The following is a 17,337-nucleotide window of genomic DNA, read 5'->3' on the forward strand; positions in this document are numbered from 1 at the left end:
CTGTCTGCTTGTCACCTCGGCCTGAGACCTACGCCGCTTCGCGCGGCTGCTGGGCCTGCGGCTTGTCGTAGTAGCTGGCCGCACGCAGTTCGTGCGGGTCGAAATCGTCCACGGTGATGGTGTCCATCATCATCTCGCGCAACTCTTCCAGCTGCCTGCGCTCGTCGCCGGTGATCACGCCTTCGGCCACGGCTTCGTCCAGCTGCGCGGTGAAATCCAGCGCCTCGATGCCCTTGGTCTTGAGCGCCTTGAGGAACTTGCGCTCCACCGGCTCGGCCAGCACGGCCTTGGCCAGATAGCTGGCGATACGTCCGCCCGGATTGTTGGCGCAGGGGGTCAGAAACACGCCCTGGCCCAGACGGTCGCGCGCTTCGTTCGGTGTCATCAGGATCGATGCCACGCGGTGTCCCAGCCGGTCACCCGGTGCTTCAGCACGACGGCCCAGCGGGAAGATCAGCACCCACATCAGCCAGCCCACCGGACGGATCGGGAAGTTGCGCAGCGCCGCAGACAGCGCGGTTTCGATCTTGTGCACGCTGTCATGGAACGCCCAGGCCAGCAGCGGCTGATCGGTCGCCGGCGCGCCTTCGTCGTGATAGCGCTTGAGCATCGCGCTGGTCAGGTAGATGTGGCTCAGCACGTCGCCCAGACGTCCGGACAGCGATTCCTTGAACTTGAGCTTGCCGCCGAGCATCAGCATCGACACGTCGGCCATCAGCGCCAGGTTGGCGGAATAACGATCCAGCTTGCGGAAGAAGCGCCGCGTGTACGCATCGCCCGGCGCTGCCCCGATGCGCGCACCGGTCAGCCCGAACCAGAACGAACGCACCGCATTGGAGATGCCGAAGCGGATATGCCCGAACAGACTCTGGTCGAACTCTTCCAGGCCACGACGCGTGTCCGGATCCTGCGCCGCCTGCATTTCCTTCATCACCCACGGATGGCACAGGATTGCGCCCTGCCCGAAGATCAGCAGGCTGCGGGTCATGATGTTGGCGCCTTCCACGGTCACGCCGATCGGCGCCGCCTGCCAGGCACGGCCGGCAAAGTTGCGCGGCCCCAGGATGATGCCCTTGCCACCGATCACATCCATCATGTCGCTGACCACTTCGCGGCCCATGGTGGTGCAGTGATACTTGGCGATCGCCGACGGCACCGATGGCACATCACCACGGTCCACTGCCGCAGCGGTGGCCTGCGACAACGCGCTGATGGCATAGGCCTTGCCGCCGATCCGCGCGAGCGCTTCTTCGACGCCCTCGAAGCGTCCGACCGACAGGCCAAACTGCTTGCGAATACGCGCATACGCGCCGGTGACCACGGCGGCATACTTGCTGCCACCGCTGGCCGTGGAGGGCAGGGTGATCGAGCGGCCCACCGCCAGGCACTCGTTGAGCATGTTCCAGCCCTTACCGACCATCTCCACGCCGCCGATCAGCTGGCTCAGCGGGATGAACACTTCCTCGCCGTGGATCGGGCCATTCTGGAACGGCGAATTGAGCGGGAAATGGCGACGGCCGATTTCCACGCCGGGGGTCTCGCGCGGCAACAGGGCCAGGGTGATGCCGATGTCCTTCTTGTCGCCGATCAGGCCATCCGGATCGTAGGCGCGGAATGCCAGGCCGATCAGCGAGGCCACCGGCGCCAGGGTGATGTAGCGCTTGTCGAAGGTCAGCTTGACGCCAAGCACGTTGGCGCCATTCCACTCGCCCTTGCAGACGATGCCGTAGTCGGGGATCGAGGTCGCATCGGAACCGGCGAACGGACCGGTCAGGCCGAAGCACGGCACTTCTGCGCCGACCGCCAGGCGCGGCAGGTAGTAATCCTTCTGTTCCGGCGTGCCGTAATGCAGCAGCAGCTCGCCCGGCCCGAGCGAGTTGGGCACGCCGACGGTGGAGCTGACCACGCTGGAGATCGAGGACAGCTTCTGGATCACCTTGTGATGCGCCAGCGCGCTGAAGCCCAGCCCGCCGTACTGCTTGGGAATGATCATGCCGAAGAACTTGTTCTTCTTGATGTATTCCCACAGCTCCGGCGGCAGGTCGGCGTGGACGTGGGTGATCTCCCAGTCGTTGACCATCCTGCACAGCTCTTCGACCGGGCCATCCAGGAAGGCCTGCTCTTCGGCGCTCAGTTGCGGCTTGGGATAGTTGAGCAGCTTCTGCCAATCCGGGTCGCCGGTGAACAGTTCGCCTTCAAAGCCCACCGAGCCGGTTTCCAGCGCGATGCGCTCGGTCTGCGACAGCGGCGGCAGCACCTTGCGGAAGAAGCCCATTAGCGGCGTGGTCAGCAGTGGCTTGCGCAGGAACGGCAACAGCACCGGCGCGGAAACCAGCACTACCAGCACGGCAGCGACGATGGTTGCGGTGAGATTGGCACCCAGCAACCAGCAGGCCACCAGCACACAGGCGCTCAGCGCGACCCAGGTGGCAAGGCGCATGCGGTGATAGGCAGCGATGCCCGCCGCCAGGATGACGAGGAGGAACGGTGCAACGATGCTCATGGTCTTGCTCCAGTGACATGCTCGGTAATGTTGGACGCTGCGATGGTGCCAACCGGGGGCAGTGCGTCCAGATAATGCAACACGGTTGCGGTAAACGTGGTGTTGTCGTCGCCGGCCAGCATGTGCGTGGCATCGGGCAGATGCACGTGCTGCGCATGCGGCGCGATCGACAGGAATTCCTTGATGGTGTCCGGCGTGACCAGGTCGCTGCGACCGCCGCTGATCAGCAACATCGGGCAACGCGTCCGCGCGGCGGCGTCCAGCAAGGTCTGTTGTTGTGCGTGCGGATCCTGTCCCGCCAGTTCATCGACCAGCCGCGGGTCCCAGTGCCAGTGCCAGCGCCCGTCTGCGCGCTGCCTCAGCAAGGCCTGCAACTGCTCGGCCGTCTTGCGTGGGCGCTGTGGCAAATAGGCGGCAATCGCATCGGCGGCGGCATCCAGCGATGCAAAGCCATCTGGATGTGCGGTCATGAAACGCAGGATGCGCTCCACGCCCGCGGTGTCCCAGCGCGGCGTGATGTCGACCAGCACGATCGCGCGAAACAGACCTGGCCAGCGCGCCTCGGCAGGCAGGCCGAACAAGCCGCCCATCGATGCGGCAACCAGCACCGGTGGCTCGGCCTGCTCGCCTGCCAGCACGATCAGGTCATCGGTGAACTGCGTGGCCGAGTAGGGCAGGTCTGCGTCGTTGAAACCGGAATCGCCATGGCCGCGCGCATCGTAGGCCAGCGCCCGGTAGCCAGCTTCGGCCAGTCTGGCCGCAGTGCTTTCCCACGCGTGCCGGGTTTGTCCAAAGCCATGTGCCAGCAGCACCGTCGGCGTGTGGTCCGCGCCCCGCACTGACACCGCAAGCGATGTCTCGCCAGCGTCGATGCGCGAGGTAGACGCACTATGGGCGAGGCTAGGAGAAGAGGTTACCATACCTCATGGTATGGATCTGCCTATGCGGCTGTCAATACTCCTTCGTATGGACGGTTAAGCCATTGAATCGTGGCAGTTGTGTGTCCTTTTTGTGATGCATACTGCAACTGACTCAAGCGTATGGTTAAATCGCGGCAATGAATGACATCACCGACCCAAGCCTCACCACGCCCCGCGCCACGTCCGGTCGCGGCAACCGCCTCAGCGCGGACGATTGGGCGCAGGCCGCACTGGACCTGATCGCCGAACAAGGGGTGGGCGCCGTCGCGGTGGAGCCACTGGCACGCCGTCTCGGGGTGACCAAGGGCAGCTTCTACTGGCATTTTCCCTCGCGCGATGCCTTGCTGCAGGCAGCCCTGGAACGCTGGGAAATCTTCGAACAGAAGGAAGTATTCGGCAGCCTGGAAGACGTCCCGGACCCCAGCGCACGCCTGCGCGCGCTGTTTCAACTGGTCGCGCACGAAGTCAAGCCGCACGTCATCTACAGCGAACTGCTCAAGGCACTCGATCACCCGGCCGTGCGCCCGGTCATCGACCGCGTCTCGCAGCGCCGTCTCGACTACCTGATCGCCTCGTTCCGCCAGGCCGGCCTGAGCCGCACCGATGCCCAACACCGCGCCCGCCTGGCCTACGCCGCCTACGTCGGTTTCCTGCAGCTCTCGCTGCAACTGCAGCAGCCCAAGCAAGCCCGCGAGGACTTCGAGGCCTATGTCGAGCATGTGATCCAGACCTTGATTCCGGGGTGACCAGCACGCGATGGATGCCGCGTCCGGTTCCCGCTTTTTAAACTCCAGACGCAACTACGGCCCCATTCGGGGCCGTAGTTGTTTTACGCCGCAGGCTCTATCAGAAGCGCTGGCGGTACTGCATGTACATGTAGCGGCCCGGCAGATCGTATTGCGGATCGAACATGTTGTAGGACGTGCTGTACGCGACCGGCGGATCCTTGTCGAACGCGTTGTTCAGGCCTACCGACACGGTTGCATTCCAAGGCGTGTTGTAACGCACCTGGATGTCGTGATACGTCGTCGCGCCAATGTGGTTACGCGGCGATGCGCCGTCGGCGGTGACGCGATCAGGCTCCGAGCAATACGCCTGGGCCAGCGCTGCAGACAGCGGGCAGACTTCTTCCATGCCGGACTTGTAGCGAATGCCCCAGTTGATGCCGAAATCGCCGAGGGACCAATCGACATAAAGATTGGAACGAATGCGCCAGTACGGATCCTGATTCAGGTAACGGCCCTGGAACTGCTCCAGTTCGGAATCGGCAGTCGCCTTGGTTTCCCAGCTCGACAGGTAGGTCGAATCCCAGCTGATGGTGAACTGGCCGAACGCCGTCTCCGGCAAGCGGTAGTTGATACCCAGATCCCAGCCTTCCACCTTGTACGACGCCAGATTCAACAGCGGCATGTTGATGTTGGTGATGGTGTAGGCGCCATCGGCGTAGGTCGGATCACGCGTGACAAGCGCGCAGTACTGAGCCTGTTCGCCGGCACTGCCGCCGTAGCACTTGTCGAGGATGAACTGTGCTGCCGGACGCGTGATCGCGTTTTCGATCTCGATCTGCCACCAGTCCAAGGTGACATTCAAGCCCTGCGCGAAGCTGGGGCTGAACACCAGGCCCAGGGTGCGGCTGGTCGAGGTTTCCGGCTGCAACTGCTCGTTGGAGGTGTAGGTGAACGGCTCCAGCGTCTGCTTGGCGCCGGTGCCTGCACCGGGCTGCACAAAATTGGCAGGCACGCCGGCTGCGGTGCAGTTCTGTGCCACGACCGGGTTGCTGAGCTGACCAGCCTGGATCGAGCAGGGATCGGCGTAGGTTTCGAACGAGTCGGCGTTACCGGCAAACAGGTTGTTGATGCTGGGCGCGCGGAAGCCTTCGCTGTAGTTGCCGCGGATCATCAAGTCCTGAATGGGCTTCCAGCGGAAGCCGAACTTGTTGTTCACGGTGTCGCCGAAGTTGCTGTAGTCCGAGTAACGCGTCGCGAGGCTGAAGTCCAGCAGCTGAGCGCCCGGCAAATCGGCCAGCACCGGGACCGACAGTTCCAGATAGAACTCGTCCAGGCTGTAGGAGCCTGCAGTCGGGCGTGCGCCGTTGCCGGTGCTGAGGCCCGCCGCAATGAAGGCGTCCGGATCGAACTGGCCGCTTTCCTTGCGGTATTCGTAGCCGGCCGCGAAGGCCAGCGGGCCAGCCGGCAGGTCGACGATGTCGCCGCTTAGATTTGCGGTGTAGCCCTTGGATTCAACCGAGGACGAGTCGTGCGCGGTGAAGCCGGTGTAATCCAGCGCCGCCTGGCTGATCGAGCCGCGCGGGCCCAGCGGATTGACCGGGACGCATCCGGGAATCACGTCGCCACCGGGTGCGGTGACGCAGACCGGCACGCCGCCACGCAGCTCGGAGGGGCCGTAGGCGTTGTTGAGGTTGGCAAGGTTGAACAGGCCGTAGGTCAGATCGTTCTGATCGGACTTGTCGTAGCGATAGCCCACATCCCAGTCGAAGCTGTGGTCGGCAAATTCGAAGAAACCTTCCAGGCCACCGTAGAAGTGCCAGTTCTTGACGTTCTGATTGAACGAGCGGCCACCGGTTTCGATAAAGCGGCGGTTGACGCTGGTCAGGTTCTGGTCGAAGGGGTTGTAGAGGCTGTCGGCGCTCAAGGTCAGGCCGGTGACCGGCATTGCCGCCAGCAACTGCTCCGACTTGCGCTCGTTGTACATCGCCTCGGTGCGGAACGTCACGTTGTCGGTGAAGTTGAAAGTACCTTGAGCGAACAGCGAGGTGCGTTCCTGCGGGGTCAGCAGGTAGTTGTCCGGCGCGGTGTTGTAACCGTGGACATTGGCCACGTAAGGCGTTTCGACGCCATTGATCAGGATGCGGCGCGCACCATTGCGCACATACGAACCCGGGAATCCGGTGCCGCTCTGGCCGCTGAAGAACGGAGGACCGCCAGCGGAGATCTGCCGATCGCCCGCCATGACGGACTCTTCCTGCACGTACGAAGCGCCCAGCAGCAGGCTTGCGCGATCGGTGGTGGTGCCGATCGTGAAGTCGTAGGCCTGGCGCTGGCCATCGCCATCGCTGTACTGGCCAACGTTGACGCCTGCCTCGGCACCGTCGAAGTTCTTGCGGGTGATGATATTCACCACGCCGGCAATGGCATCGGAGCCGTAAATCGTCGACGCGCCATCCTTCAGGATGTCGATGCGCTCAACCATCGCAGTCGGAATGGTGTTGAGGTCGACGCTGCCGTCCAGACCCGTGGTCCAGCGGCGGCCGTTGACCAGCACCAGGGTACGTGCGCTGCCGAGGTTGCGCAGCGCGATGCCTGAGCTGCCGTCGCCGCCGTTATTGAAGGTGCGGTTCAGCGCCGCGCCGTTGGCTGCCACGCGCTGCAACACATCGGCAACAGAGGTGACGCCCTGCTTGTCGATGTCCTGACGGGTCAGCGTCAGAACGGGCTGCGACGTTTCAACGTCTGCGCTCTTGATGCGCGAACCGGTCACTTCGATCTTGTCGAGGTTGGTGGTGCCGGCTTCCTGAGCGATGGCGGTACCGGTACCGCCGACGCCCACGACAAGCGCGAGGACGACTGCATCGCGCAGCTTGTTGGACTTGCAATTCATTAGCTCTCTCTCCAAGTGATCTTGGGTACTGCCAAGGGTTGTTTGCCTGTCGGGGGTCCGAAAGAAGCGGATCCAAAACGTCAGGGTGAACCGATGGTATATGCGTTATGCGAGAAATTAAAGTCCCGTTAACGAAAAAGAAGAAAGACGTGAAAGGCTGCCGCAGGCAGAGTGCTGGAACGCAAAACGCCACCGGCTACAAGCCGGTGGCGTCAGGTAAAATAATTTAAAATCAATTACTTAGAGGTCTTGCTCATACCGAACGTACGGGATCGTACCGTCGCTGTTGCTCTCGTTGCTCGGCGCAAACGGGTTCTTGCCGCGGGAGATGACGTTCTCTGCGCCGACGGTCAGCTGGCCGCTCCAGGGGGTGCGCCAGGTCAGACCCAGGCCCAGACCTTCCCACTTTTCCGGCTGGCCGGGGACGTCGACGACGCGGCCGATGACGTTGGCGCTGAAGGCACCGTAGCCGCCTCCGACGCTCAGGGTCTTGCTGTCCCACTGGTCGGCGATCGCCGGCGAAACGTCGGCCAGCGGTACCAGACGCGCGCGCGCATAGGTGCCGCCGATCGAAACGAAGCCTTCGCGGCCGATGTTCTTCTGCCCGAACACGGTCAGGTCGTTCTGTTCGACGCGGGTCAGCGGTGCCTTGCCGGCGCCGATCAACCAGGCCGGCAGGGTATCGCGGCCGGTACCGGCAGTGACGCCGGCGCGTGCGCCGCCACGGTTGAAGCCCAGGGTTGCCGACACGCGGCGCGATGCGGCGGCGCTGTCTTCTTCGTCATCGCCGATGCCTGCGAGCAGGCAGTGGCTGGCGAGTCCGTTGATGTTGGTCCCGCGGCTGCTGTTGCAGATCAGGCCCAGCGAATCGCCGGAGGTCAGGCCGAACGCCGCGTCCAGCGAGTTGCGGCCGAAGTGCCAGCGTGCACCGGCCCTCTGCTCGCCGGTGGGCTCCAGGTACAGAAAGGCTTCGACCTTGCCGCTGCCCTTGTTCCACACCGGCAGGATGGTGCTTTCACGTACCTGCTGGGTCGACTGCGCATGCGCGCCCGTAGCTGCCGCAAGGGCAACCATCAGAGCAAGCGGAAGGCGCAGTAGGTATCGCATACCAGAGTTCAGACCCAGCGGCAGTTGTTAAGTTCCCGGAAGCGGGCAGTCGGAATGCTAGGGTGTTTATGATTATTTAACAAGTACTCGCGATCCCCGGATCGCACCTGTCAAACCTTTCTACTGCAACCGTTCCGGCGCCTCCTGCAGGGGGCGCGCCTCGCTGAAAAGTACGTCCAGTGCGGTCAACGGAAAGTGATACTCACGCCCACAAAACTCGCAGCGGACCTCGACCTCGCCGGTCGCCTCGGCAGCGGCACGGGCCTCGTCTTCGCCCAGGGACTGCAGCATCGAGGCGACCCGCTCGCGCGAGCAAGAGCAGCCGAAGCTGAGCGGCTTGCTGCCCAGCAATTGGGTGTCTTCCTCGTGGAACAACCGGTGCAGCAGGTCCTCGCTGGCGACCGAGAGCAATTCCGGTGCGCCCAGGGTGTCGAACAGCGCGCCGATGCGGGTCCAGCCATCGGTGTCGCCCTCGTCGCCGGGCAGCTTTTGCAGCAACAGGCCGGCGGCCTGGTCCGGGCCCGCGGCCAGCAGCAGGCGGGTCGGCAGCTGCTCGGACTGGTGGAAATAGGTCTCGAAGGCCTCGGCCAGATCCGGCGCCTGCATGCCGACCAGGCTCTGGTAGCGCTGCGGTTCGCGCGGGTCCAGGCCGGGGTTCTCGATGGTGATGGCCAGCAGCGCGGCCTCACCCAGTTCGCGCAGGTCGGCGGGCGCATCGGCGCCGTCGGCCAGCTGCACGATGCCGCGCAAGGTGCCGGCCGCGGTGCATTCGGCGAACAGGGTGCGCAGCGTCTGGTTGCCGCGCAGCTGCACCGACAGACGCCCGTCGACCTTGGTGTGGCCGGTGAACAGGGCGGCGGCCACCGCCGCCTCGCCGAGCAACTGGCGTGCGGCGGGCGGGTAGTCGGCGGCCCCCTGGATGTCGTGCCAGGCCTGGGTCAGGCGGACATGGACGCCGCGCACGCCGGCAGCAGGCAGCAGGAAACGGGAAAGCTGATCGTGATCGGTCATGGGAACATCGGACGTAAGGGACGCCGGTTGCCGGATAATGCAACGAGCATCGGGATGAAAGGTCGTAGCGAACAATGGGGACGGATGCATTGGATGGCAAGCAGGTTGCGCCACCGCGGCGCGCGCGGCGCTGGCTGCGCTGGCTGTTGGCAGCGCCGCTGCTGTTTGCCGCTGCGAGCGTGCTGCAGGTACTGGTGCTGCGGGTGATCGATCCGCCGATCAGCAGCATGATGGTCGGGCGCTATCTGGAAGCCTGGGGCGAGGGCGACTGGGATTTTTCGCTGCACCAGCAATGGCGCGACTACGACAGGATCGCCGCCAGCCTGCCGATTTCGGTGGTGGCTGCGGAGGATCAGCAGTTTCCGGTGCATCACGGCTTCGACCTGCAGGCGATCGAAAAGGCGCGCGATCACAATGCGCGCGGTGGACGCGTGCGCGGGGCCAGCACGATCAGTCAGCAGGTCGCCAAGAACGTGTTCCTGTGGCAGGGCCGCAGTTGGGTACGCAAGGGCCTGGAGGCCTGGTACACGGTGCTGATCGAGTTGCTGTGGCCGAAGCAGCGCATTCTGGAGATGTATCTCAACGTGGCCGAGTTCGGTGACGGGATATATGGCGCGCAGGCCGCTGCCCGGCAGTTCTGGGGCAAGGATGCGGCCGGGTTGTCACCGACCGAGTCGGCGCGCCTGGCGGCGGTGCTGCCCTCGCCACGCCGCTATGACGCGCGTCGTCCCGGCGCCTATGTGCAACGGCGGACGGCATGGATCCAGCGGCAGGCGCGCCAGCTGGGTGGCCCTGCGTATCTGCAGGCGCCGTGAGCATGCGCACGTCCGGACCCGTGCAGCTGCCGGTGGCAGGAGACCGCCTGACGGTGGTGATTGCAGCCTATAACGAGGAGACCAGCATTCCACAGCTGCACCCGCGCCTATGCGCAGTGCTGGCGGGCCTGAGTGGGGTGCAGACGCATGTGCTGTATGTCGACGATGGCAGCAGCGATGGCACCTGGAGCGTGTTGCAGGCACTTGCCGATGCCGATGCGCAGGTGAGTGCGGTGCGGCTGTCGCGTAACTTCGGCAAGGAGGTCGCGATTTCTGCAGGCCTGGACCATGTGCTGCCCGGTGCGGTGGTGCTGCTCGATGCCGATGGACAGGACCCGCCGGAGTTGATCCCCGAGTTCGTCGCGCTGTGGCGCGCCGGTTACGACAACATCTTCGGCACGCGGATTTTTCGCGAGGGCGAGAGCTGGCTGAAGCGCAGTGCGGCGCATGCGTTCTACCGGGTGATCCGGCAGTTGTCGCGCACGCCGATTCCGGCCGACACGGGGGATTTCAGGCTGTTGTCGCCGCGGGTGGTAGAAGCCTTGCAGCAGCTGCGCGAGCGCCACCGTTTCATGAAGGGGCTGTTCGGTTGGGTCGGGTTTCGCCAGGTGGCATTGCCGTACCGGCGTGCGCCACGGCTGTCGGGACGCAGCAAATTCACCGTGTGGCGGCTGTGGAACTTCGCGCTGGATGGCATCACCAGCTTTTCCACCGTGCCGCTGCGCGTGGCGACCTATCTGGGCTTGCTCACCGCGCTGGTGGCATTCCTGTTCGGTGGCTGGGTGGTGATCAAGGCGGCGCTGATGGGCGACCCGGTGGCCGGCTGGCCGACCATGATGTCGGTGATCCTGTTCCTGGGCGGCATCCAGCTGATCGCCCTGGGCCTGATCGGTGAATACCTGGGCCGCTTGTACGACGAGGCCAAGCAGCGTCCGCTGTATCTGGTCGATACCCACCGCGGCGCGGTGGGAGTAGGCTGCGACCACCAGATCAAGCGCGGAGCGGGCCATGCAGACCGTACGACAGCTATTGGGGACCAAACAGGTTGAGGTATTCGCGGTAGCGGCAGACGCTGCAGTGATCGAGGCGATCCGCCTGATGGCCGACAAAGGCATCGGCGCGGTGTTGGTGATGGACGGGCCACGCCTGGTCGGCATCGTGTCCGAGCGCGATTACGCGCGCAAGGTGGTGCTGCGCGATCGCGCCTCATCGACCACCAGCGTTGCCGACATCATGAGTACCGAGGTGGTGACAGTGTCGCCGTCGGACACGGTGGAGCGCTGCATGCAGTTGATGACCGACGGCCGCTTCCGGCATCTGCCGGTGGTCGACAACGGCCGCGTGCAGGGCGTGATTTCCATCGGTGATCTGGTCAAGGCGGTGATCGAGAACCAGCAGCGCGATATCGATCAGTTGCAGCGTTACATCGCCAGCTAGGGCCGTGCCGGCGATGTTCCCTGCGTCTTGTCCTGAACGCTGTTGATCGACATAGCTCGAGAAGTGTGGCGAGCAGATAGATCAGCTTTGGAGCGTTTGATCTGCGGCCTGGTCGCAAGGGTCAGTTGAGATGGTCGGGGTGCATCGCTCTCAATAACACAGGCAGCAAACTCTCTGGTGCGGTGTTCTCGACGCTGGGAGTTTGCTGCAAGGCCCTTGCCCGCCCACCATCGCAGGACACGCCGCAAGTACATCCTTGTAGGCTCTTACGCGGCATCCATGCCGCCTAAGGTCCCGCGACGGTGGGCGGGCAAGGACCCGTCGAGAAGGTCGGTCTGCATGGTGCAAGCAGTGCAGGCCGTGCGGTCGTTCGAGGACTGCGGTCTGATCAGTTCCTGTTGATCCGGCCATCACTGCAGGTTTCGGGATCACTGCATCCGACAATGCACTTGCATGCAATCGACATCTTGCCTTTATCGCTACAGCGGTCGACAGGTTTGCTGACGGCGCAAGGTCGTGCAGTGAACTTACTTTGCGAACTTGCCGCCGCAGTCGCTGTCCTTGCCGGGACCCGGTTCGAAAGTTGCGAGCAAGGCGGCGGGTGGAGCGATCATGCCCAGGCCGACCGCAAGCGCGCCGCGCAGACCCAATGCCTTGAAGTCCGGACGGAAGGTCGGGTCCTTGAAGCTGCCGCCAATCCGTAATGGCGAGCGCAGGCTCAGGATGCTGCGATCTTTCGGGAGTGGGCGCAGCAGCAGGTCCAGCGTCTCGTCCTTCAAGCTGATGCTGCCTTCGCCAATGATGATGGTGTCGGTGCTGTCGAACGCCAGCGCACGCGATTGCATCAGGCCGTCCTGCACGCCGAAGTCGCCGAAGATGCAGCGCACCGGAATCTGTCGGTCCTTGGTGACCAGATACTTGAGCGACTCGGCGATATCCAGCCCGGCCAGCTCCATGATCAGATTGCCGACATGGCCGCGGCCCATGCCCACGCCGATCGTGCCGTCGGCGGTACCGAGCATCGCGCCGATCGAGTTGCCGCGTCCACGCAGATCGAATTCGCCACCGATGGCACCCGAGGCCTGCTTGGCGAGGGCGGTATCGGGGAAGAGCTGATCCAGCCGAATGCCGCGAAGACCTGCCTTGAGGTGCGTGGTGATCACCTCGTTGCGCGCATCCATGCGGATGATGGAGCGGATATCGCCACCGGCAACGCCGAAGTTCAACGGGTCCAGCTGCAGCAAGCCATCCTTCAATGTCAGCGAGGCATCCATATCGTCCAGCGGCCACGATGGCGCATTGATGCGCTGCGCGCGCCAGCGTACCTGCGCATCCATCGCGCGTAGCTTCGACAAGTCGTACGGGGTGCTGGGGAGCACGCGTGCACTGGCCGCGAGCTGTGCCGCCTGTTTTTTCTGTTCGGCATTTGCCGACTCGTCCGCGCCGGTCTCCGGTGGTGCGCCGACGAAACCCGCCAGGTCGTCGAAGTCCAGGCGTTTGGACGCCAGATCGGCACGCAGGAACGGACGCTTGTTGCGCAGGTCCACTTCTGCAGTGCCCGACAGATCGCTGTCGCCGGCGGTACCGGTGAACTTTTCGTAGCGCCAGAGCTGGCCGTTGCGGCGCAAATGACCGTCTAGCTTGTATGGCGGCGTCGACGGCATGGCCACGCCGGTCAGCGGATACAGGTCCTGCATGTCCTGGCCGCTGAGCGCCATTTGCAGATCGAAGACCTGGAACTGGAACGGGTTGGTCAAGGTGCCGCGCACGTGGGTGCGGGTGGCACCGGCGCTGCCGCGCAGATCGATGCGGAACGGGTGCTCGCTCTGGCTCAGCTCCAGCGGCGAGGCAGTATTGCCCTTGAGCGTAAAGGGATAGCCCTTCCAGCGGCCCTTGCCGTCGATGCCGATCGGCGCGGCACGTTGGTCGCTGCTCGGTGGTGCGAGGCTGTTGATCGCTACATCCACGTTCGAGCGATTGGCTGCATCGATGTACTGCAGGCGCCCGTTGTTCACCAGCAGGCGGCCAAGGCGCGGCATGGTGCCATCGCCACTGTCCTGATCGAATACCCAGTTGCCGGGATGGGTGTCGTCGCCGGCTTCCAGCAAGAGGGTTGGGTGATCCAGGCGGATTTCCGGTAGACGCACCTTGCCGCGCAGCAGTGGCCACAACTCGACATCGATCTCGGCCGAGTTGAGCTCGGCCATCGGCCCGCGCTTGGACCATGCTGCGTTCGCCAGGCTCAGCCGATTGCCGCGCACGGTGGTCGTGCGGCCCAGCTTCACGTCCAGATAGCCGAGATGGAACTGGCGACCGGTCTTGGCGCTGACCACGCGCTCGACCGGACCGCGCAGCCAGTTCCACTGGAACAGCAGCACGAAGATCACCACGGCGGCAGCGACGATGGCAAGCCCGACCAGCCAGCGTCGACGACGTGGGCTGGGGGGCGATGGTGCAGCTGAGGTGTCGGTCACGTTGTTCACGCGGGCCATGGTTGGCGATGCCTCGTGCACGGCGCGCGAACGTGCCGCAGATCGCGTCTCACATCACCTGCGCAATCACCGCAACGAAGTGACAGGCACTGCCGGCCAGTACGAACAGATGCCAGATCGCGTGGAAATAGCGCTGGGTGTCGCGTTGGTAGAAATACGTGCCAAGGGTATAGAAGAGTCCGCCGGCCAGCAGCCAGCACAGAGACCAGGTATCGACCGAGCGCAGCAAGGGCTGGATCGCCACCACGATCAGCCAGCCCATCGCCAGATACAGCACCGTCGACAGCAGGCGGAAACGACCGGTGAAAAACAGCTTGAAGACCACTCCGGCGGCGGCGATCGTCCAGATCGCGGCGAACAATCCCCAGCCCCAGGAGTCGCGCAGATTGATCAGCGTAAACGGGGTGTAGGTACCGGCGATCAACAGATAGATCGCGCAGTGATCGAGCACCTGCAGGCGCGCCTTGGCGCCCGGGTGCGGGATGGCATGAAACAGCGTGGAGGCAACGTATAGCAACACCAGGGTGGCGCTGAACACGATCGAGGTGGCCAGTTGCCAGCCGTCGCCATAGACGGCGGCCAGCGTGATCAGCACCGAGCCACCGGCCAGTGCGGCAATGGCACCCAGGCCGTGGGTCACGGCGCTGGCTATCTCGTCGCGCAGGTCGGTCGAGGGGGAGGCGTCTGCGTTCATGCCAAAAAGGTACCGCAATTGCGAGCAATTCGCATCGCCGGCAAGTGCGGTCGCAGGCGCCGGTTCAAGCCGCGGTCAATCGATCGCCTTGGCATGCGCGTGTTCGCGCGTGGCAGAGAAGCGCACGTCCGGCGCACGTTCCTGCGCCAGCTGCAGATTCACACGCGTCGGTGCGAGATACACCAGCTGGCCGGCCGCGTCGATGCCCAGGTTGCCGGCGTTTTTCTCGCGGAACTCCTCCAGCTTCCTGGCGTTGTCGCAATGTACCCAGCGTGCGGTGGTGACGCTGACCGGCTCGAAGATCGCATCCACGCCGTATTCGTCCTTGAGCCGGTAGGCCACCACGTCGAACTGCAGCACGCCCACCGCGCCGAGGATCAGATCGTTGCTCATCAACGGCCGGAAGAACTGCGTGGCGCCTTCTTCGGACAGCTGCGCCAGGCCCTTTTGCAACTGCTTGAGCTTGAGCGGGTCGCGCAGGCGCGCCCGACGGAAAAGCTCCGGTGCGAAGTTGGGAATGCCGGTGAACGACAGCGATTCGCCTTCGGTGAAGGTGTCGCCGATGGAGATGGTGCCGTGGTTGTGGATACCAATCACGTCGCCCGGCCAGGCTTCGGCGGCAATTTCGCGGTCGGAGGCCATGAAGGTCAACGCGTTGGCCAGCTTGACGTCCTTGCCGCTGCGCACATGCAGGGCCTTCATGCCGGCGGTGAACTTGCCTGAGCACACGCGCATGAAGGCCACGCGGTCGCGATGCTGCGGGTCCATGTTGGCCTGGATCTTGAAGACGAAGCCGCTGAGCTTGGCTTCGGTCGCCTCGACCCGGCGGCCGGTGGTGTCGCGCGCCTGCGGCGGCGGTGCGTGCTCGACGAAGAAATCCAGCAGCGGTTGCACGCCGAAGTTGTTGACGCCCGAGCCGAAGAACACCGGGGTCTGCTGGCCGGCGCGATAGGCGTCCAGATCGAATGGATTGCTGGCACCCTGCACCAGTTCCAGCTCGTCGCGCAGCTCGGCCAGCATCTGCGCGCCGATCTTTTCGGCAAGGCCGGGCGCATCCAGCGACGGGAAGATGGTCGAATCCTGGCGGGTGAAGTTGCGGCCCTGTTCGTACAGGTGCACCTCGCCGGTGATCAGGTGCACCACGCCCTTCAGGCGCTGGCCCATGCCGATCGGCCAGGTCACCGGCGCGCACTGGATGCCGAGCACGGTCTCGACTTCATCCAGCAGATCGATCGGGTTCTTGCCCTCGCGATCGAGCTTGTTGATGAAGGTCATGATGGGGGTGTCGCGCAGGCGGCAGACCTCCATCAGCTTGATGGTGCGTTCTTCCACGCCCTTGGCGACGTCGATGACCATCAGCGCCGAGTCCACCGCAGTCAGCACCCGATAGGTGTCCTCGCCGAAGTCGGCGTGGCCGGGGGTATCGAGCAGGTTGACGATCTTGCCCTCGTACGGGAACTGCATCACCGAGGAGGTGACCGAGATGCCGCGTTCCTTTTCCAGCGCCATCCAGTCCGAGGTGGCGTGACGGGCGGCCTTGCGGCCCTTCACCGAGCCGGCCATCTGGATCGCACCGCCGAACAGCAGCAGCTTTTCGGTCAGCGTGGTCTTGCCCGCATCGGGGTGGGAGATGATGGCGAAGGTGCGGCGGCGCGCGGCTTCGTTGGAGACGTCGGACATGGGCTGAGCGCGCCCGGTCGGACGCCTGCGGAAACTGAGGAAGCCGGAGATTATAGCGGCTTCGCCGCAGCCGGCCTCTGTAGCGCCGGTCAGGGGCTCTCCGGGCGGCAGGTTGGCGCTCCCGGGTGCCGCCACTTACGGTGCCGGCGAGGGGAACTGCAACTCGCCCTGCGGGCCCAGCATCCGGAATGGCAACGAGATCAGGCGCATGTCCGCGTTGCGCTGGAGCGAAAAATGCAGGTGCGGGGCCGTGCTGAAGCCGGTACTGCCCGAGGTGCCCAGGCGCTCGCCGATACGCACCACCTGGCCCGGGCGTACTGCCACGCCATCGGGCGCCAGGTGGGCATAGATGGCCATGCTGCCGTCGGTGTGCAGCACCCGCACCAGGTTGCCGGCGCCGGCGGCCTGGTCATGCGGGCCGCCTTCGCTCACATCGCGCCGCACCTCCATGACCGTGCCCGCGCGCGCCGCCAGCACCGGCGTGCCCTGCGGCAGCGCGAAGTCCACCGCGTACCAGTTGGGCGCATCGGTATGGCTGAAGGTCCCACCAAAGCCCTGGTCCACTTGGATCGGCGCATCGCGGAACGGGAGCTGGTAACGCATTTGCTGCTGCGGGCGGGCCTGCGGATCGCCGGGCACCACGTCGAGCTTGAGTCCAAGCCCACCCAGGCTGCGCTGGCTACTGACCGGATACAGCCGGGCGAGCAGGCGGCGCTCGTGCGCAGCCAGTTGCACCGTCAGCGGCAACTGCGGCACGGCGCGGTAATCCTCGCTGGGCGGTGCGCTCAGTTGCACCTGTGCGGGCCCGGCCAGCGGGTTGCTGACCCAGGCCAGGTAGGCCGGCGCCTGCCATTCCAGTTGCAATGAGGGGCCGGTGCCGGGCGATGCGGGCGCCGTCTGTGCCGCTGCGACTGATGGCGAGCTCGCAGCCGTGTTTGCGGCACCGGGCCAATGCCAGCGTTGCTGCGCGTCGGCGGACGCGGCGTACGCCAGAAACGCGATGAAGCACTGCCGGGCGAGGGCGGGCAGGGCGCTGCGAGACACGTGGTCGGGCACGCGA

The 17,337-nt window shown here is 64.6% G+C and carries 13 protein-coding genes; 4 read left to right on the forward strand and 9 right to left on the reverse strand.

All coding sequences use genetic code 11. From position 1 onward, the window contains the following. Window positions 1-28: 28 nt before the first annotated feature. Both AC1KVE_RS01085 and AC1KVE_RS01090 read right to left on the reverse strand, forming a co-directional pair. Window positions 29-2,503, reverse strand: coding sequence for an acyl-CoA dehydrogenase (locus tag AC1KVE_RS01085; protein ID WP_024939254.1), 2,475 nt, complete (start codon window positions 2,501-2,503; stop codon window positions 29-31). Continuing rightward, window positions 2,500-3,423, reverse strand: coding sequence for an alpha/beta fold hydrolase (locus AC1KVE_RS01090; RefSeq protein ID WP_481092010.1), 924 nt, complete (start codon window positions 3,421-3,423; stop codon window positions 2,500-2,502). Before AC1KVE_RS01090 ends, AC1KVE_RS01085 begins: the two co-directional genes overlap by 4 nt. Before the next feature lie 137 nt (window positions 3,424-3,560). Between AC1KVE_RS01090 and AC1KVE_RS01095 the strand changes: the two genes are divergently transcribed. After that, entirely contained in the window at window positions 3,561-4,169 is a 609-nt protein-coding gene (locus tag AC1KVE_RS01095; protein ID WP_016902764.1) for a TetR/AcrR family transcriptional regulator, read from the forward strand. A gap of 100 nt (window positions 4,170-4,269) precedes the next feature. Here AC1KVE_RS01095 and AC1KVE_RS01100 read toward each other — a convergent pair whose 3' ends face one another. From AC1KVE_RS01100 to hslO, 3 genes are all read right to left on the reverse strand, one after another. Next, window positions 4,270-7,041: a TonB-dependent receptor gene (locus tag AC1KVE_RS01100; protein WP_166770612.1), complete on the reverse strand. Its 2,772-nt coding sequence runs from the start codon at window positions 7,039-7,041 to the stop codon at window positions 4,270-4,272. A gap of 240 nt (window positions 7,042-7,281) precedes the next feature. After that, window positions 7,282-8,115 (reverse strand): XOO1806 family protein, encoded by an 834-nt coding sequence (locus AC1KVE_RS01105; protein ID WP_181142413.1) that lies wholly within the window; start codon window positions 8,113-8,115, stop codon window positions 7,282-7,284. A 153-nt stretch (window positions 8,116-8,268) separates the two neighbouring features. After that, complete coding sequence (gene hslO / locus AC1KVE_RS01110) at window positions 8,269-9,159, reverse strand: Hsp33 family molecular chaperone HslO (RefSeq protein WP_435014037.1); 891 nt, start codon at window positions 9,157-9,159, stop codon at window positions 8,269-8,271. Window positions 9,160-9,233: 74 nt separating this feature from the next. On the opposite strand from hslO, the gene mtgA reads away from it, so the two are divergent. The 3 genes from mtgA to AC1KVE_RS01125 are packed head-to-tail and all read left to right on the forward strand — an operon-like array spanning window position 9,234 to window position 11,411. Beyond that, a complete protein-coding gene (gene mtgA / locus AC1KVE_RS01115; RefSeq protein ID WP_102580860.1) occupies window positions 9,234-9,974 on the forward strand; it encodes a monofunctional biosynthetic peptidoglycan transglycosylase in 741 nt (246 codons plus the stop codon). A gap of 2 nt (window positions 9,975-9,976) precedes the next feature. Then, on the forward strand, window positions 9,977-11,023 hold the full coding sequence (locus tag AC1KVE_RS01120; RefSeq protein ID WP_226427271.1) for a glycosyltransferase family 2 protein: 1,047 nt from the start codon (window positions 9,977-9,979) through the stop codon (window positions 11,021-11,023). Beyond that, a complete protein-coding gene (locus tag AC1KVE_RS01125; protein WP_046343736.1) occupies window positions 10,983-11,411 on the forward strand; it encodes a CBS domain-containing protein in 429 nt (142 codons plus the stop codon). Before AC1KVE_RS01120 ends, AC1KVE_RS01125 begins: the two co-directional genes overlap by 41 nt. Before the next feature lie 527 nt (window positions 11,412-11,938). Here the strand turns inward: AC1KVE_RS01125 and AC1KVE_RS01130 are convergent. The 4 genes from AC1KVE_RS01130 to AC1KVE_RS01145 form a co-directional block, all read right to left on the reverse strand. Then, window positions 11,939-13,903, reverse strand: coding sequence for an AsmA family protein (locus AC1KVE_RS01130; RefSeq protein WP_481092009.1), 1,965 nt, complete (start codon window positions 13,901-13,903; stop codon window positions 11,939-11,941). Between the two features lie 49 nt (window positions 13,904-13,952). Further along, window positions 13,953-14,597, reverse strand: coding sequence for a PAQR family membrane homeostasis protein TrhA (gene trhA / locus AC1KVE_RS01135; RefSeq protein WP_024939244.1), 645 nt, complete (start codon window positions 14,595-14,597; stop codon window positions 13,953-13,955). A 75-nt stretch (window positions 14,598-14,672) separates the two neighbouring features. Further along, complete coding sequence (locus AC1KVE_RS01140) at window positions 14,673-16,277, reverse strand: peptide chain release factor 3 (RefSeq protein WP_046343732.1); 1,605 nt, start codon at window positions 16,275-16,277, stop codon at window positions 14,673-14,675. Between the two features lie 135 nt (window positions 16,278-16,412). After that, window positions 16,413-17,333 (reverse strand): M23 family metallopeptidase, encoded by a 921-nt coding sequence (locus AC1KVE_RS01145; RefSeq protein WP_081280621.1) that lies wholly within the window; start codon window positions 17,331-17,333, stop codon window positions 16,413-16,415. Between the last annotated feature and the right edge of the window lie 4 nt (window positions 17,334-17,337).

The organism is Xanthomonas sp. NCPPB 2864, assembly GCF_056675615.1.

Coding starts and splice junctions, on each gene's coding strand:
- AC1KVE_RS01085 (WP_024939254.1), bottom strand. CDS start 2,503: ATGAGCATCGTTGCACCGTTCCTCCTCGTCATCCTGGCGGCGGGCATC.
- AC1KVE_RS01090 (WP_481092010.1), bottom strand. CDS start 3,423: ATGGTAACCTCTTCTCCTAGCCTCGCCCATAGTGCGTCTACCTCGCGC.
- AC1KVE_RS01095 (WP_016902764.1), top strand. CDS start 3,561: ATGAATGACATCACCGACCCAAGCCTCACCACGCCCCGCGCCACGTCC.
- AC1KVE_RS01100 (WP_166770612.1), bottom strand. CDS start 7,041: ATGAATTGCAAGTCCAACAAGCTGCGCGATGCAGTCGTCCTCGCGCTT.
- AC1KVE_RS01105 (WP_181142413.1), bottom strand. CDS start 8,115: ATGGTTGCCCTTGCGGCAGCTACGGGCGCGCATGCGCAGTCGACCCAG.
- hslO (WP_435014037.1), bottom strand. CDS start 9,159: ATGACCGATCACGATCAGCTTTCCCGTTTCCTGCTGCCTGCTGCCGGC.
- mtgA (WP_102580860.1), top strand. CDS start 9,234: ATGGGGACGGATGCATTGGATGGCAAGCAGGTTGCGCCACCGCGGCGC.
- AC1KVE_RS01120 (WP_226427271.1), top strand. CDS start 9,977: ATGCGCACGTCCGGACCCGTGCAGCTGCCGGTGGCAGGAGACCGCCTG.
- AC1KVE_RS01125 (WP_046343736.1), top strand. CDS start 10,983: ATGCAGACCGTACGACAGCTATTGGGGACCAAACAGGTTGAGGTATTC.
- AC1KVE_RS01130 (WP_481092009.1), bottom strand. CDS start 13,903: ATGGCCCGCGTGAACAACGTGACCGACACCTCAGCTGCACCATCGCCC.
- trhA (WP_024939244.1), bottom strand. CDS start 14,597: ATGAACGCAGACGCCTCCCCCTCGACCGACCTGCGCGACGAGATAGCC.
- AC1KVE_RS01140 (WP_046343732.1), bottom strand. CDS start 16,277: ATGTCCGACGTCTCCAACGAAGCCGCGCGCCGCCGCACCTTCGCCATC.